The sequence below is a fragment of the Kushneria sinocarnis genome, assembly GCF_003633775.1.
Classification (GTDB): domain Bacteria; phylum Pseudomonadota; class Gammaproteobacteria; order Pseudomonadales; family Halomonadaceae; genus Kushneria; species Kushneria sinocarnis.
On record NZ_RBIN01000004.1, the window covers coordinates 252,742 to 268,878 of the forward strand.

The window sequence follows — 16,137 nt, forward strand, 5'->3', positions numbered from 1 at the left end:
GCGCACGGCATTCGGACATGAAAAACCCGGGACGAACCCGGGTAGCCAGCACATCGCGTTTCGCAGGACAGCGTCAATTCAATAGAGCCCGAACAGATAACCGACCAGCATCATGATCAGGCTGAACCCCCACAGGTAGAAAAAGGCATAACGGATGTAGCGCCCCATTTCAATACCGGCCAGCCCCAGCGCCAGCCAGACCGCGGGCGAAAAGGGGCTGATGTAGGTGCCCACGATGCTGCCGATGGCCATGGCATGGGCCACCTCGAGCGGTCCCACCGCGGCACCGCCGGTGATCTGCTGAATGACCGGCAGCAGCGCGAAGTAATAGGCATCGGTACTGGTCAGCAGCTCAAGCGGTACGCCCAGCACCCCGACGAGGACATGCAGCATGCCGATCGCCTGATGCGGCAGCAGCTGGGTCACATCCAGCGCAATCGACTCCAGCATGCCGCTGCCCTCCAGCACCCCGAGGAAGGCCCCGGCAGCGGCAATGATCGCCCCCATGTTGAAGGCCTGGGGCGCATGATGGGCGATGAAGCGGGACTGTTTCGGAATGCCGGGATAGTTGAGCAGCAGGCCGACGCCCAGCGCCAGCATGAACACATAGGCAGGCGCCAGCACTCCGCTGGCCAGGGCCGCAATGGTGATCAGCGTCAGGACGGCATTGATCCAGTAGAAGCGTGGCAGACCGGCAGTACGCTCCTCCTCGCTCTCTTCCTCGCGGAGCTGCTCTGCATTGCTGCCGGCCGACGCGCGATCGGCGTTGCTGCCCGGCGGGTAATGGGCAGCAACAGCCGCCTCAACGCCCCCCAGCCGGCGGATGCGGCGGCGCTCCCGACTGCCCAGCAGCATGGCGCCGATAACGGAAAACACTACCCCGATCAGCTGAACCGGGATCAGGGCATGCCACATCTCGACGGGAGAGACATCGGTGACCGCCGCTGCCCGGCCGATGGGCCCGCCCCAGGGCACCATGTTGAGCAGGCCCATGCTGGTCGCCAGGATGGTCAGCATCAGGTAGGGGCTCATGCCCAGCCGGCGATAGAGCGGAATCAGCGCCGGAATCAGGATCAGGAAGGTCGCGGCTCCCGTACCGTCCAGGTGGACAAGGGCCGCTACCAGAGCGGTCATCGCGGCCACTGCCACCACATTGCCGCGGGTCACCCTGACCAGCCCGTTGATCAGCGGTTCGAACAGGCCGCGCTCCCGCATCAGGCTGAAGAAGAGGATCGCAAACATGAACATGAAGGCGACCCCGGCAACCTGAGTGACACCCTCCTCGAAAAAGCCGGAAATTTCCCCGACGCTGAAGCCGGCGAGCAGCGCGCCGATGAAGGGGATGGCGCTGAGCGCGATGATCGGGATCATCTTCTCGAACAGCAGCAGCACCACAATGGTCACGATGATGGCGAGGCCGATGAGGGTCAGCATGGTCATGCTCCGAATCAGGTCCGCAAGGGTCCTCGGCCGTCCCCGAAAGGGGCGATGAGCCGAACGAACCGTTGAGACTAGAGCGGGCACGGGCGTGCCATCAAAACTTACAGGACTGAAAGTCCGGGATTTTTTAACGAAGGAACCACGCTGCAATTAGACTCTGGTCGCAGCACCGGGGGCGTGAAAAAGAGTCATTCTCATCCGAACGCCGGAAACGACGACTTTCCTTGCAGATCGGAAAGATTCCGGGTCACGCTACAAGCTACCAAAGTCGTAGACACAAATTGCCCGTCAGCCTGCCTCCAGTGCCGGATGAAGACAGGCTGGGCCCCTGCCCTACTGCCGGGGCCAGCCGACCAGCAGCTCACGCACCTGGGTGTCGGCGACCTCATCGGTCACACAGGCACGCCCCAGCGCCTGCAGCAGCACCAGGCGCAGCCGATCATCCAGCACCTTCTTGTCCAGCCGCATCAGCTCCAGCAGACGTTCGGCCTCCACCCCGGCCGGCGCATGCCGCGGCAGCCCGGCGGCCGCGATGATCCGCTCGGTCCGCTGCAGGGCCGTCTCGCTGATCCAGCCCAGCCGCGCCGAGAGCGCCGCCGCCATGACCATGCCGGCGCCTACCGCTTCGCCGTGCAGCCAGCTGCCGTAGCCCATGGCCGCTTCGATGGCGTGTCCGAAGGTATGACCGAGATTGAGATGCGCCCGCACCCCCTGCTCGGTTTCATCCGCCACCACCACTTCGGCCTTGAGCTCGCAGCTGCGACGCACGGCATGACTCAGCGCCTCGTCATCCAGCGCTCGCAGGCGGCTCATGTTCGTCTCCAGCCAGCCGAGAAAGGCCTCGTCCCGGATCAGACCGTACTTGATCACTTCGGCCAGCCCGGCCGACAGCTCCCGAGCGGGCAGGGTAGCCAGCGTCGCGGTATCATTGATGACCACCTTCGGCTGCCAGAAGGCGCCGATCATGTTCTTGCCGCGGGGATGATTGACACCGGTCTTGCCGCCCACCGAGGAGTCCACCTGAGCCAGCAGCGTGGTCGGCACCTGAATGAAGGCAACCCCGCGCTGGTAGCAGGCGGCCGCATACCCGGTCATGTCGCCGATCACCCCCCCGCCGAGGGCAATCAGCGTACAGCGGCGGTTGAAACCGTGCGCCAGCAGGGCATCCCAGATCCGCTCCACCGAGGCCAGCGTCTTGGTGGCCTCGCCATCGGGCAGGATGACCTCGGCCACGGTGTAATCGGCAAGACCTGCCTTCAGTCGTTCGAGATAGCGGGGCGCCACGGTCTCGTTGGTCACGATCATCACCTGCCGCCCGGCGATGTGCGGCGTCAGCAGCTCACCGCGCTCCAGCAGCCCCGGTCCGATGTGAATGGGATACTGGCGCTCGGGCAGTTCGACACTCAGCGTTTGCATGCAATCCTGTCCTGTTGAAGGCAGCGGAAATTCGTCAGGCATCCTGCTCGAGCGGATTCTGCAGGCGCCTGACGCGGCGCTTGATCTCGCGGACCACGGCCCGGGGGCTGCGCCGATCGGTACTGACCACCAGATCCGCGGTGGACAGATAGAGCGGCTCGCGCTCGGCCATCAGCTGACGCAGCCGCTCCCGCCGATCGGTGCCCTGCAGCAGCGGCCGATTGCGATCGCGGGCGGTACGCCTGAGCTGCTGCTCGAGCGTGGTCGACAGATAGACCACCACCCCCCGCTCGCGCAGGTACTGACGGCTGGTGCTGCTGGTGACGGCGCCGCCTCCGGTGGCCAGCACGATCTCCTCGAGCGAGGTCAGGCGATCGATCACCTCGGCCTCGCGCACGCGAAAGCCGGACTCGCCCTCGACATCGAAGATCCATGGAATACCGCAGCCGCAGCGGTGTTCGATCTCGTGATCGCTGTCGTGAAACGGACGACGCAGTTCGGCCGCCAGCAGGCGGCCGATGGTACTCTTGCCGGTCCCCATCGGACCGATCAGAAAAATGTTGGGCAGGGCCTGCATCAGTTCACCGCTGGTGTATCCTCGATGATCTTCGGGGTAATGAATACCAGCAACTCTACCTTTTCATTGGAGCGTTCGGAATAGCGAAACAGTCGACCAATGCCGGGCAGATCGCCCAGAAACGGGGTTTTGGAGAGATTGTTGAGCTGCTCGGTCGACAGGATACCGCCGAGCACCACCGTTTCACCATTGCTGACCAGCACCCGGGTCTGAATCTGGTTGGTATCGATGGCCGGCTGACCGCTGTATTGCGTACTGGAGACATCATCATTGTTCACCACCAGATCCATGATGATGCGATTATCGGGGGTGATCTGTGGTGTCACCTCCAGTGACAGTACTGCTTCCTTGAACTCGATCGAGGAGCCGGTCAGTGTATCCCCCTGATTCTCCTGATAGGGAATCTCCTGGCCCTGCTTGATCAGTGCCGTATGCCGGTTGGCGGTAATCACCCGGGGCTGGGAGATGGTCTGGCTCTTGCCCTCGGATTCCAGCGCGTTGAGCTCGAGCCCCAGCAGCACATCACCGGTCAGGTAACCGATGCCGACGCTGGTGCCCGGGGCCGTGTTATCACCATAGTCCACCGCGAGCCCGCCGTAGGCGCGCCCGCTGCCGCTGGAGCTGTCGGTCACGCTGACGCTGTCCGCGTCGAGCTGATTGGTGGAGGAGAGCCCCCAGCGAACCCCGATCTGATGGGCCACCCGATCCCGGGCGATCACGATCCGGGCCTCGATCTGGACCTGACGTACCGGTACATCAAGCTGATCGACCGTGTTTCTGATCTGTTCGATGTTCTCGCGCGTATCCTGCACCAGCAGCGTATTGGTCCGCGGGTCGACCGAAATCCGGCCCCGGGAGGAGAGCAGCCCGAGGCCGTTGTCACCCCGCAGCAGGGTGGCCATGTCGGCCGCATCGGCATAGCGCATCTGCAGATACTGCGTGGTCAGGGTGGCACTGTCGCTGACACTGCGATCGGCTTCCGCCACCCGGCGGGCCATCTCGGCCAGGTCACTGCCAGGCGCCACCAGCAGCACGCTGCCGCGCCGCTGGCTGGCCAGACCCTGCGTGCGCAGGATCAGATCGAGCGCCTGATCCCAGGGGACATCGCTGAGGTTGAGGGTCACGTCGCCGCCGACACTGTCACTGACCACCAGATTGAGCCCGACCTCCTCGGCCAGGATCGACAGCACGGAGCGTACTGCAATGCTCTGGAAGTTCAGGGAGACCCGTCTGCCATCGAACGGGAAGCGCTGATCGCGCAGACGGGCAGCCCGTGAGTCCGGAGCCGACACGGTGATTGCCACATCCTGCCCCTGCTGGCTGGCGACTGCTGCCGCACCCGGCGTGATGCTCAGGGCCAACCGGGTACCTGCTGCGGTCTGCTCGGGGACCACACGCGTCACGGGCGTGGCGAAATCGCTGACATCCAGGGTCTGCCGCCAGTCCGGGGGCAGTGTCACACCGGGCAGCAGAACCTCGACCCGATCACTGCGCGTTTCGAGCTGCGGCGTGATGTCACTGCGATCAAGATGGACGCGCAACTCGCCGGCACCTTCCGGCAGCTTGTGAAAATCGAATCCGGTGATGGCCGGCGCGGCGCTCTCCGGCGATGCGGTGCTGGCAACCCGGCTCACCATACCGTCATCGGCTGCCCTGTCGGAGGCCCCTGTGGTGACGCTGTCGAGCTGATCCAGAAAGGTACCGCGCCCGGAGGCCGCGGCCTGGGTACTGCTCCCGCCCAGCAGCAGCCGCAGTTGATTGCCATGACGCTCGAGCTGCCAGCCCAGTGACCGCTGCAGCGCGATCACCAGCCGCAGCCGCTGCTCATCACTCAGCGCCGTGATACTTCGCACACCGCCGCGCGCCACGCTGAGCCGGCGTTCGGCAAGACCGCTGACGGCCTCCGGCACATCCATCACCAGCCGCGCCGGCTGATCCGTCAGCCACGCCCGGGGCTCGGCCGGGGCCGTATCGAACCCGAACTCGATGGCCAGCCTGCCATCATCCAGCAACCGGGTATCAATGCTGCCCAGCGTCGCCGCCTCGGCACGACCTGCCAGAAGGCTCAGCGCCAGCAGCAGAAGGAGAAGTCTTGCAATCATGGCATCATCCTGTCGTCCATCATGGCGTACGCTGCGCACCGGTAGCCGAAAGGGTCAGCTGGCGCCGTTCGGTAGTGAATCCCCCCCGGCCATCGGCGATCAGCTCGACAATCACCAGCCGACCGCTGTCGATCGTCTCGACCCGGCCGTCGTGCTCGCCCAGATGCTCACCGGGACGCAGACGTACCACCTCGCCATCGGGTGTCTGGATCAGCGCCATGGTGCGGCCATGGATGGTGAAGGTGCCGGCCAGACGCAGCGTATCGAGTGCAAAGCTTTCCAGCGGATCACGGGGGCGCTGTGGATCCGGCCGGATGGTGCTGTCATCGGCTCCCGCGCGGGCCGCCGGGAGCCATGGCGTGAAGGGCGCGCGTCGCTCTCCCGGCTCATAATCGATCGAGTGGTAGAGCGGCTGTTCGGGCAGGGCCTCGACATGCCCCGTCGGCCGCTCGCGCAGCGCCTGCAGGTGGGCATCCAGAGCGTCGATATCGGGATGCTGACAGCCGCCCAGCAGCAACCCCAGCAACAGTGCTGCCACCCGCACCCGGCAACCGCTCATGGCGTCCCGTCCCGGTTGTCATCCCGCGCGACATAACGATAGGTGCGTGCCTGCAGCGACAGCTTGAGCGCCCCGCCACCCTCGCTGTCGGCGACCGGCTGCAGGGTGAAATCATGCAGTGTCACGATGCGTGGCAGTGCCGCCATGCCGGCCATGAAGGCACCCAGATGGTGGTAATCGCCGCGCACCCGGATCGCCAGCGGCTGCTCGATATAGAAATCGTGCGACACGGTGGGCTCGAGCTTCAGCAGCTCGATCTCCAGCTGTGCGCGGCGGGCCAGTTCACTGATGCCATCCAGCAGTGAAGGCACTTCGGTATCGGTCGGCAGCATGGCAATCAGCTGTTCCATGCGCCGGTCGAGCGTGCCCATCTGCGCCTGCAGCAGGGGCAGATTGGCAGCCTGCCAGGCCCGGGTACCGTACTCGTCCAGCAGTCGCTGCTCCTCGTCCTGCGCATCCGCCAGCGCCTGCTGACCCGGGGTGACCAGCAACCACTGGGCAGCAGCGATACCAGCGGCCATGACCAGCGCGCAGCACAAAAGCTGCAGCGGCTTCGGCCAGCTACCGGCCTCGGCCGGATCCAGACTGCGCCACTCCACCTCGCGGAAGCGCCGCCACTCGGTGTGCCAGTCGGACCGATGCTTCAGGAATCGACGCATCATGACGACGCTTCCTCCCCTGCCCGGATGGCAGGCTCACCGGTATTGACGGGGAGCATGAGGTTGAAGCGTCGCATTCGTGGCGTCTTGTCATCGGCACGCACATCCTGCAGCTGCGGCTCGCCGAAGATATCGCTGCCGGCCAGCCGCCGCAGCTGTTCGGAAACCTGACGATTGCTGCCTGCCAGGCCACTGATCTCGAGCTGTTCCCCGTGACGCGCCACGCGATCGAAATGCACCCCGTCCACCAGGGTCGCGGTCAGCGCGTTGTAGATCATCACCGTATAGGGCCGGCTGAACTCGAGGCGGCGAATCAGCGCAATGCGACCCTGCAGCTGTTCGCGACGTGCCTGTAGCGACTGCACCGAGGCGATGTCCTGCTGCAGCCGGGTCATGCTGTCGCGAATGTGCGCCAGCCGTGCCTGCTCAAGCTGCAGCTGATGACCGACCAGTGCCGCCCTGCCCCAGCCGATGCCGCCCCCCAGCAGCGCACAGGCCACCACCACGAGCAGAAAGATGCGGTTGTGGCGTTCCCGCTGACGCGCCCGCCAGGGCAGCAGATTGATGCTGATGCCCAGCAGCTCATGCGCCGCCCCGACGTCATCGCTACGCTTCACAGTGCCACCCGCATGGCCAGACCACAGGCCGTCAGCATCGCCGGGGCATCGCGGGTCAGCGCAGCCCGATCGATGGCCCCGTTGAGCGGCATGCTGTCAAAGGGATTGGCGCCCACTACCGGCAGTCGGCTGTCGCGTGCCAGCTGCTCCTTCAGCCCCGGCAGCAGGCTGGTGCCGCCACCGAGCACGATTCGATCAATCTCGCGGGCGCCGGCCGTGGTGTAATAGAGTCGCAGCAGCCGCATGATCTGTTGCACCAGGCCGTTCCGGAACGGCCCCAGCAGTTTCGCTTCATAATCGGGCAGATCGCCGCGCTTCTTGGCCAACCCTGCTTCCTCGAAGGTCAGGCGATAGTGCTGACGGGTCTCATCGGTCAGCTGCCGGCCACCGATGTTGCTGTCGCGGGAGTGCACGATGCGGCCTTCGTGGACGATATGAAAGGCCGTCATGGTGGCGCCGATATCGATTACGGCACAGCAGGCGCCACCCTCGGGGTCCGTCTGCAGCATCAGCTGACGACAGGCTCTTTCCATGGCAAAGGATTCGACATCCACGGCCATGAGTTTCAGCCCGACCCGCTCCAGGGCGTCGGTCAAAAGCTGGGCATCCGTGCGGCGACAGGCCACCAGCAGAACATTCTCCTGATCGGCATGGCGGGCACTGACCCCAAGCCGATGGAAGTCAAAGGCCACTTCATTGAACGGAAAGGGGATGTGCCTGTCAGATTCCAGAGCGATCCGGGTTTCGATATCGTCATCGCTCATGCCACGGGGGAGTGACAGCACCTTGGTAATGGCAGCACTCGAGGGAATGGCCACGGCTGCCCGGCGCGCACGCGGCCGGGCCTGTTCGAGCGCCCGACCGAGCGCCACCACCACCGACTCCATGTCGCGAATGCGCCGTTCGACCACAGCGCCCTCTGCCAGTGGCTGCACTGCCCAGGATTCGATACGAAAACGATCTCCCTGATGCACCAGTTCCAGAAGCTTGACGGTTGCCGACGTGATATCGACCCCGATCAGCCCCCCTGTCGATATCCCCCAGGCCAGCACTCGCGGCTCTCCCGTATTGCCCCGCGTCTGCGCGGGCTGCATGATCCCGATCGCATCACGAACGGCATGTCGGCACTGGACGTCATACGGGATCAGGCGAAATACTTATCCCTTTTATGCTGGTCGCCCCAGTGTCGGCTACTTATAATGCCCGACTCGTGAACGACCCCATCCAGCGCGGCAACAGCGCCCGCCCATTCGACGGATCGCGTGTTACATGACGTTCATCAAGCGCCTTGTGTTCCATATCTTCTGGTTTCTGGTGTCATTAACGGCAGGCACTGTCATGGCTGTAGCCGGCGCCGCCATCTACTTCGGCCCCGGCCTGCCCGATGTCCACCAGTTACAGCACTATCAGCTCTCCATGCCGCTGCGGGTCTATACCAATGATCACAAGCTGATCGGTGAATTCGGTGCCCAGCGCCGCAAGCTGGTCAAGGGTCAGAACATCCCGCCCGAAATGACGCATGCGCTGATGGCCGCCGAGGATGCCAATTTCTACGACCATATCGGCGTCTCGCCCAAGGGACTGGCACGCGCCGCCGTCGAACTGGCCTCCAGCGGGGCCATCCAGTCCGGCGGCAGTACCATCACCATGCAGGTGGCGCGCAACTATCTGCTGACCCTGGATCAGACCTTCACGCGCAAGATCCGCGAAATCCTGCTGTCACTGCAGATGGAACAGATCCTCGGCAAGCAGCAGATCCTCGAGCTCTACGTCAACAAGATCTATCTCGGCCAGGGCGCCTATGGCATCGGTGCCGCCGCCGAGACCTATTTCGACAAGCCGCTCGACCAGCTCAGCCTGCCGCAGATGGCTACCCTGGCCGGCCTGCCCAAGGCGCCCTCGAGCCTCAATCCGATTGCCAACCCCGAACGCTCGCTGATCCGGCGCAACTGGGTACTGCTGCGCATGCAGCAGCTGGGCTATATCGACAACCGGACCTATCAGCAGGCGGTCCAGGCACCGATCGGCGTGCAGCGTCACCACAGCGCCCCCGAGGTGCAGGCGCCATGGGTCGCGGAGATGGCGCGCCAGTTCGCGCTCGAGCGCTTCGGTGACGAGGCCTATACCGGCAACTATCGCGTTACCACCACCATCGACAGCCAGCTGCAGCAGAATGCCCGCAGCGCCCTGGTGCAGGGGCTGATCGAATATGACACCCGGCATGGCTGGCGGGGACCGGAGCAGCAGGATATTCCCCCGGGGCTGGCCGAGGCGCAGGACAGGGCCAGTCATCAGGGACTCGAGCAGGAACTCTCCGAATCGCCGGAGGTGGCCCAGACCGCCCGCCAGGCCGCGGAGCGCAGCCGGACCACGGTCAGCGGTGTCGAGGGTGATGTCAGCAACTGGGTCCAGGTGCTGGATCGCACTCCCCGGCTCGGCCCGCTGCAGCCGGCCATCGTGGTTGCCGACAACGGGCAGCAAATGAAGGTACTGCTCAAGAACGATCAGGTCGTGACCCTCGACTGGGATGGCCTGAAATGGGCTCGGGAATGGAAGAGCCCGAAATGGCGCGGTCCGGTCCCCGATACAGCGGCCGATATCGCCCGGCGCGGCGACATGGTCCGGGTCATGCAGCAGGAGGATGGCGACTGGCGACTGGCCCAGCTACCCGATGCCGAGGCCGCCATCGTGGTACTCGACCCGCAGACCGGCGCCCTGCGCGCCCTCCAGGGCGGCTTCAGCTTTCAGCGCAGTCAGTACAACCGGGCCACCCAGGCCCAGCGACAGCCGGGCTCCAACTTCAAGCCATTCATCTATCTGGCAGCGCTGGAGAACGGCATGACCCCGGCCACCATCATCAATGATGCGCCGATCGTGCAGGAAGGAGTGGGCAGCCAGGACGACTGGCGTCCCGAGAACGCCGAGCGCAGCTTTGGCGGCCCGACCCGGCTGCGGGTGGGACTCTACCGCTCGCTCAATCTGGTCACGATCCGCGTGCTGCGCTCGATCGGGCTCGATCAGACCCTGGATTTCCTGCAGCGCATGGGCTTTGATCGGGAACGCCTGCCGCACGGCCTCTCGCTGGCCCTGGGCAGCGCCAACCTGACCCCGCTGGAGATCGCGCGCGGCTATGCCGAAATCGCCAACGGCGGCTTCCGGGTCCAGCCCTGGTTCATCTCGTCCGTCCACAAGGGCGACAGCGATGACAACCTGCTCAGCGCTCCCAGCTCGCCCGCGGCCTGTCGCAGCTGTGATCCGCTCGATTCGACCGTGACCATTGATGGCCGCACCTATCCCATCGCCGAGCGCATCGCCAGTCCGGAGTCGGTCTACCTGCTCCACAGCATCATGCGCGATGTCATCGAAAAGGGAACTGGTCAGGCCGCCCGTGCCCTGAATCGCAGCGATATCGTCGGCAAGACCGGTACCACCAATGATCAGCGCGATGCCTGGTTCTCCGGTTTCAACGATTCGCTGGTCACCACCGTCTGGGTCGGCAAGGACTCCAACAAGACGATTGCCGAATACGGCTCCCAGGCAGCCCTGCCGATCTGGATGAAGTTCATGGGGCCGGCGCTCGAGGGAACACCCGAGGCGACTCCGCCGCAACCGGAGGATATCGTGCGGGTTCGCATCGACCCGGATACCGGCAAGCGGCTGCGCGACGGAGAGCAGGGTGGCATCACCGAGCTCTTCCGCAAGGACAACCTGCCGCCCTATCAGAAGCGCTCGGTCCAACCGGAGCTGGAGGATGAAAGCGGCTCTCAGGGCACCGGCAGCTATGATGCCATTTTCTGATGGCCACCCAGCCCACTGACGTTTACAACCCCGGCCACGTCCCGTCACCGTCTGGTGACGGGAACATGACATCAGTATCCGACATGAACGCTCTCTGCACTGCATGCAAGCGGCATGCACTAACGCCCGCTGCCCTGCCGGCACTGTTGCTGACCTTCTATAGCCTCGGCCCCGGAGCATCTCACGCCCGTGCCGAATCGGAGGCCGAATCGCTGTTCTACGCCCCGCCGCCGGCCTCCGATCAGAACAGCGGTTTCAGCGGCCATGCCGAGCTCGGCTATACCGCACTCTCCGGTAACACCAATACCGAGACCCTGCTGGCCAAGGGACGCCTCTCCTGGTACAGCGAAAAGTGGACACACACCTTTCGCATGGAGACCAAGAGCGTGCGTGACAGTGGCAACACCAGTGCCGAGCAGTATCTGGTCGGTCAGCGCGAGCGCTACAACCTGGGCGACTCGAACTACCTGTTCGAGCTGGGCCGCTGGGAGAAGGAGCGCTTTTCCGGTTACGACAACCAGTTCACCACCATCGCCGGCTACGGCCGCCAGCTGCTCGACACCGACCACCAGCAGCTGTCGATCGAAGGGGGCCCGGGGTATCGGTTCGATGATTTCGAGGGCGGCGGCAGCAAGCACAACGCCGTTGGCTATGGCGCCTTCGACTACGACTTTCAGCTGACCGATACGGCCAGCTTTACCCAGCAGGCCTCGATCGAGGCCGCCTCCGACAACATTACCGCCCGCTCCTACACCGCCATCTCCGTGGCGCTGAATTCGAGCCTGTCACTGCGGGTTTCACACGAGCTCAAGAGCAACTCCAACCCGCCGGATGAAGCCGAAGCGCATACCGACCGCACCACCGCGGCCTCGGTTGTCTACAATTTCTGACATCGATCGGACGCGGCCTTTGCACCGTAGCCGACCGGGATAATCGGCCACCCTGCGGAACCGGATAAAAAAGGCCCCTCTTCAGAGGGGCCCGCGGTGCTCAAGCCGGCCTCAGCCCGGCGAGTTGCCGTAGATCTCATCGACCCCCTTCAGCGGATAGTGCTCCGGGTAGCCCCGGCCCGCTACTCCCGCCTCGATGGCGGCCTGCGCCACCGCCCCGGAGACCCGCTCCAGCAGGCGCGAATCCACCGGGGTGGGAATGATGTAGCCCCGGCCGAACTCGAGACGTTCGATCTCGTAGGCCTGCAGCACTTCCTGCGTCACCGGCTCGCGGGCCAGAGCGCTGAGCGCATGCACCGCGGCCACCTTCATGCCTTCGGTAATCTCGCTGGCGCGCACATCCAGCGCGCCGCGGAAGATGAACGGAAAGCCCAGCACATTGTTCACCTGGTTGGGGTAATCCGACCGTCCGGTCGCCATGATGACGTCGTCACGCGCGGCATGCGCCTCATCGGGATGAATCTCGGGATCGGGATTGGAGCAGGCAAACACGATCGGGTTGTCGGCCATGCGCCTGAGCTGCTCGGCGCTCAGCAGATCCGGTCCGGAGAGGCCGATGAAGACATCGGCGTCCTCGATGGCATCATCGAGCGTGCGGTGCTCGGTCTCGGTGGCGAACTGCGCCTTGTACGGGTTGAGATCGCTGCGCCCGGCATGAATCACGCCCTTGCTGTCGAGCATGGCGATCCGTTCGTTGCACGCCCCCATTTCAATCAGCAGCTTCATGCAGGCGATCGCGGCAGAGCCGGCCCCGAGGCAGACGATCCGCGCCGACTCGAGCGACTTGCCGGCAATGTCCAGCGCATTGAGCAGCCCGGCAGCGGTGACGATCGCCGTGCCGTGCTGATCATCGTGAAAGACGGGAATGTTGCAGCGCTGCTTGAGGGCATGCTCGATCTCGAAGCACTCCGGCGCCTTGATATCCTCCAGATTGATGCCGCCCCAGCTGCCGGCGATATTGGCCACGGTGTCGATGAAGGCCTGCGGCTCGGCGACATCCACCTCGATATCCACGGCATTGATGCCGGCAAACCGCTTGAACAGCACGCCCTTGCCTTCCATGACCGGCTTGCTGGCCAGCGCCCCGAGGTTGCCCAGACCCAGAATGGCACTACCGTTGGAGATCACGGCCACCAGATTGCCCTTGCCGGTATAGCGATAGGCGTTTTCGGGATCGCGGGCAATCTCCCGCACCGGCTCGGCCACGCCGGGGCTGTAGGCGAGCGCCAGATGCTTCTGACTGTGCGTGGGCTTGGTGAGCTCGACCGACAGTTTTCCCGGAATGGGCCTGGCGTGATAGTCCAGAGCTTCCTGTCTGCGTGAATCGGACATGAGTATCAGGCACTCCTGACGAGAGATAATCCGATCAGCCTATAGAAAACGGGCATTCCCGACAACTTCCTCAAGTCACTGTCATGCAAGGATTTAGTTTAAACCTTTGTCGATATTCGGTAGATCTTATGGCTGATCTTTTCGCCATAAACCAGGGGTTATCTTCCCCGCTTTGCAACAGCCGATGTAGCGCTCATCCGAGGCTCCGGACGCGCATGCCCCCGAGGCAACGTCAAACACGTCACCTTCGTGCTTGCCAGTCGCCGCCCCGACACCGAAGATGGGCAACCCGCGACCCGGCCCGACCGTGTCGTGCCGTTTCACCCTGCCTGAGGCAGCTGCGGGAGACTCGCCTTGCCCCCTGATCAAGCCCCGGACAGCCCGACTGCCGACCCGGCCATCGTGGTGGTGGCCGTGCCCACCCCGCTGCGCCGCTGCTTCGACTATCTCCCCGGCAATGAACAACCCGCGGGCGGCTGGTGCTGCGGGGTGCGCGTACGGGTCACGCTGGGGCGCCGCCAGGTCGTGGGCATCGTGGTCGATTTTCGCGCTCACAGCGATGTCGAACGCCACCGCCTCAAGCCGATCGAGGCCCTGCTCGACCAGACTCCGCTGCCGGCCGACTGGCTCTGGCTGTGCCGCTTCACTGCGCGCTACTACCAGCACTCGCTGGGCGATACGCTCGCCAACGCCATGCCGGTACTGCTGCGCCAGGGGCGCCCGCTGGAAGCGCGCACGCGCACCCGCTGGTTTGCCACCGAACAGGGGCTGGCCACCACCGCCGAACAGCTGGGGCGCGCCCGCCGCCAGGCCGAGCTGCTCGGCGTACTCAGTCAGCACCGCCACGGCCTGGTGGCCTCGGCCATTACCGCCCAGGGGTTCGACCAGGCCCAGCTGCGCGGTCTGCACGACAAGGGCCTGATCGACTCTACCCGCGAGTGGCTGGCAGCGCCGGAGCGCCGCAGCGGACCGGTACTCGCCGAACCGTCACTGACCCTCAACCACGAGCAGAGCGCAGCGCTGGCGGCAATGCACGAAGGGCTGGATCGCTTTCATCCGGTGCTGCTGCATGGCGTCACCGGCAGCGGCAAGACCGAGGTCTATCTGCAGCTGATCGAGGCCGTGCTCGACCGGGGGCGCCAGGCGCTGATCCTGGTGCCGGAAATCGCCCTGACGCCCCAGACGCTGGAACGCTTCCGGCGCCGCTTCAGCGTTGCCGTGGTCGCACTGCACTCGGGACTCAACGACAATGAACGGCTGGATGCCTGGGAGGCCGCCCGCGCCGGGCGGGCGCGCATCATCATCGGCACCCGCTCGGCGATCTTCACGCCGCTGGCGGCGCCGGGCGTGATCATCATCGACGAGGAGCACGATTCCTCCTTCAAGCAGCACGAGGGGCTGCGCTATCACGCCCGCGATCTGGCCGTGGTCCGCGCCCAGCATCACGCCATCCCGATCGTGATGGGCAGTGCCACACCGGCGCTGGAGACGCTGCGCCACGCCCATCAGGGGGTCTATCGCCACCTGCGCCTGACCCAGCGCGCCGGCCACGCCCGACCGGCCGACATGCGGCTGGTCGATCTGCGCGGCCGGCCGCTGCGGGGCGGTCTGGGCCCCCAGGCAATGAAGGCGATCGGCGAGCAGCTCGACGCCGGCCGCCAGGTGCTGATCTTCATCAATCGACGCGGCTTTGCACCCAGCCTGAGCTGCCACGAGTGCGGCTGGATCGGCGAGTGTCGCCACTGCGATGCGCGCCTGACCCTGCACCGGCAGCCGCATCAGCTGATCTGTCACCACTGCGATACCCGCCTGCCGGTCCCGGACGCCTGCCCGAGCTGCGGCAGTGCCGACCTGCGTCCCCAGGGCGCCGGCACCGAGCGCACCGAAGAGACGCTGAGCGAAGCCTTTCCCGACACACCGGTACTGCGCGTCGATCGCGACACCACCCGCCGCCGCGATGCACTCGAGCAGACCCTGACCCGGGTGCGCCGGGGAGAGCCCTGCCTGCTGGTCGGCACCCAGATGCTGGCCAAGGGGCACCACTTCCCGCACGTGACGCTGGTGGTGGTGGTCAATGCCGATGGCGGGCTCTACAGTGCCGACTTTCGCGCCATGGAACACAGCGCTGCACTGCTCACCCAGGTAGCCGGCCGCGCCGGGCGGGCCAGCCATCCGGGCCAGGTGCTGATCCAGACCCATCATCCGGATGACCCCGGGCTGCGGCTGCTCATCGAGCAGGGCTTCGATGCACTGGCCGAGCAGCTGCTTGAGGAGCGCCGCATGGCCCGCCTGCCGCCATGGCGCCACATGGTGCTGATCCGGGCGGAGGGTCAGGATGCCTCGATGCTGCACAGCGTGCTGGAGGAAGGGGGCAATGCGCTGCGCGTCTGGCTCGGCGAGCAGGGACTGGCGGTCGACTGCCTGGGCCCGGTACCGGCGCCCATGGAACGCCGCCAGACCCGCTGGCATGTCCAGCTGATGCTGAGTGCCGAGCGGCGCAGCGCCCTGCACCGCGCTACCGCCTGGCTCGACGAGTGGCTGGCCGCGCACCCCGGCAGTCGCCGGCTGCGCTATTCGGTCGATGTCGACCCCCAGGAGATGACCTGAGTGCCCGGCGTCGATTTTGACACCGGGGCTGGTTGAACGATAATGGCGGGCCCGAATCGGCCCGGCACAAGCAGGCGCCC

12 protein-coding genes are annotated in these 16,137 nt (G+C 65.2%); 3 read left to right on the plus strand and 9 right to left on the minus strand.

Translation table 11 applies throughout. The features are described from left to right. Positions 1-78: 78 nt before the first annotated feature. From C7446_RS07950 to pilM, 8 genes are all read right to left on the minus strand, one after another. Positions 79-1,440, minus strand: coding sequence for a CitMHS family transporter (locus tag C7446_RS07950; protein ID WP_342768358.1), 1,362 nt, complete (start codon positions 1,438-1,440; stop codon positions 79-81). A 333-nt stretch (positions 1,441-1,773) separates the two neighbouring features. Next, positions 1,774-2,856 (minus strand): 3-dehydroquinate synthase, encoded by a 1,083-nt coding sequence (gene aroB / locus C7446_RS07955; RefSeq protein ID WP_121172554.1) that lies wholly within the window; start codon positions 2,854-2,856, stop codon positions 1,774-1,776. Positions 2,857-2,890: 34 nt separating this feature from the next. Beyond that, complete coding sequence (gene aroK, locus C7446_RS07960; protein WP_121172555.1) at positions 2,891-3,433, minus strand: shikimate kinase AroK; 543 nt, start codon at positions 3,431-3,433, stop codon at positions 2,891-2,893. After that, on the minus strand, positions 3,433-5,535 hold the full coding sequence (locus tag C7446_RS07965) for a type IV pilus secretin PilQ (protein ID WP_121172556.1): 2,103 nt from the start codon (positions 5,533-5,535) through the stop codon (positions 3,433-3,435). Before C7446_RS07965 ends, aroK begins: the two co-directional genes overlap by 1 nt. 19 nt (positions 5,536-5,554) lie before the next feature. Beyond that, entirely contained in the window at positions 5,555-6,094 is a 540-nt protein-coding gene (locus tag C7446_RS07970; protein WP_121172557.1) for a pilus assembly protein PilP, read from the minus strand. Further along, positions 6,091-6,756, minus strand: a complete 666-nt coding sequence (locus tag C7446_RS07975) for a type IV pilus inner membrane component PilO (RefSeq protein ID WP_245977765.1) — start codon at positions 6,754-6,756, stop codon at positions 6,091-6,093. The genes C7446_RS07970 and C7446_RS07975 overlap by 4 nt, the downstream gene beginning before the upstream one ends. After that, the gene (locus tag C7446_RS07980) at positions 6,753-7,370 is read right to left on the minus strand and encodes a PilN domain-containing protein (protein ID WP_121172558.1); all 618 of its coding nucleotides are present in this window, start codon (positions 7,368-7,370) and stop codon (positions 6,753-6,755) included. The genes C7446_RS07975 and C7446_RS07980 overlap by 4 nt, the downstream gene beginning before the upstream one ends. Further along, entirely contained in the window at positions 7,367-8,464 is a 1,098-nt protein-coding gene (pilM, locus tag C7446_RS07985) for a type IV pilus assembly protein PilM (RefSeq protein ID WP_121172559.1), read from the minus strand. The genes C7446_RS07980 and pilM overlap by 4 nt, the downstream gene beginning before the upstream one ends. A gap of 175 nt (positions 8,465-8,639) precedes the next feature. On the opposite strand from pilM, the gene C7446_RS07990 reads away from it, so the two are divergent. Together C7446_RS07990 and C7446_RS07995 are read left to right on the plus strand one after the other, a co-directional pair. Further along, positions 8,640-11,168, plus strand: coding sequence for a penicillin-binding protein 1A (locus tag C7446_RS07990; protein WP_121172560.1), 2,529 nt, complete (start codon positions 8,640-8,642; stop codon positions 11,166-11,168). Between the two features lie 65 nt (positions 11,169-11,233). After that, the gene (locus C7446_RS07995) at positions 11,234-12,058 is read left to right on the plus strand and encodes a DUF481 domain-containing protein (protein WP_245977766.1); all 825 of its coding nucleotides are present in this window, start codon (positions 11,234-11,236) and stop codon (positions 12,056-12,058) included. Positions 12,059-12,169: 111 nt separating this feature from the next. Here the strand turns inward: C7446_RS07995 and C7446_RS08000 are convergent, their stop codons facing one another. Next, entirely contained in the window at positions 12,170-13,450 is a 1,281-nt protein-coding gene (locus tag C7446_RS08000) for a malic enzyme-like NAD(P)-binding protein (protein ID WP_121172562.1), read from the minus strand. A 354-nt stretch (positions 13,451-13,804) separates the two neighbouring features. On the opposite strand from C7446_RS08000, the gene C7446_RS08005 reads away from it, so the two are divergent. Beyond that, positions 13,805-16,057 carry a primosomal protein N' gene (locus C7446_RS08005; RefSeq protein WP_245977768.1) on the plus strand — a complete coding sequence of 751 codons (2,253 nt, stop codon included), beginning with the start codon at positions 13,805-13,807 and terminating at the stop codon, positions 16,055-16,057. Positions 16,058-16,137 lie beyond the last annotated feature (80 nt).

What these genes read in the sequence shown, in the direction of transcription:
- C7446_RS07950 (WP_342768358.1), bottom strand. Translation starts at nt 1,440, where the DNA reads ATGACCATGCTGACCCTCATCGGCCTCGCCATCATCGTGACCATTGTG.
- aroB (WP_121172554.1), bottom strand. Translation starts at nt 2,856, where the DNA reads ATGCAAACGCTGAGTGTCGAACTGCCCGAGCGCCAGTATCCCATTCAC.
- aroK (WP_121172555.1), bottom strand. Translation starts at nt 3,433, where the DNA reads ATGCAGGCCCTGCCCAACATTTTTCTGATCGGTCCGATGGGGACCGGC.
- C7446_RS07965 (WP_121172556.1), bottom strand. Translation starts at nt 5,535, where the DNA reads ATGATTGCAAGACTTCTCCTTCTGCTGCTGGCGCTGAGCCTTCTGGCA.
- C7446_RS07970 (WP_121172557.1), bottom strand. Translation starts at nt 6,094, where the DNA reads ATGAGCGGTTGCCGGGTGCGGGTGGCAGCACTGTTGCTGGGGTTGCTG.
- C7446_RS07975 (WP_245977765.1), bottom strand. Translation starts at nt 6,756, where the DNA reads ATGATGCGTCGATTCCTGAAGCATCGGTCCGACTGGCACACCGAGTGG.
- pilM (WP_121172559.1), bottom strand. Translation starts at nt 8,464, where the DNA reads ATGCAGCCCGCGCAGACGCGGGGCAATACGGGAGAGCCGCGAGTGCTG.
- C7446_RS07990 (WP_121172560.1), top strand. Translation starts at nt 8,640, where the DNA reads ATGACGTTCATCAAGCGCCTTGTGTTCCATATCTTCTGGTTTCTGGTG.
- C7446_RS07995 (WP_245977766.1), top strand. Translation starts at nt 11,234, where the DNA reads ATGACATCAGTATCCGACATGAACGCTCTCTGCACTGCATGCAAGCGG.
- C7446_RS08000 (WP_121172562.1), bottom strand. Translation starts at nt 13,450, where the DNA reads ATGTCCGATTCACGCAGACAGGAAGCTCTGGACTATCACGCCAGGCCC.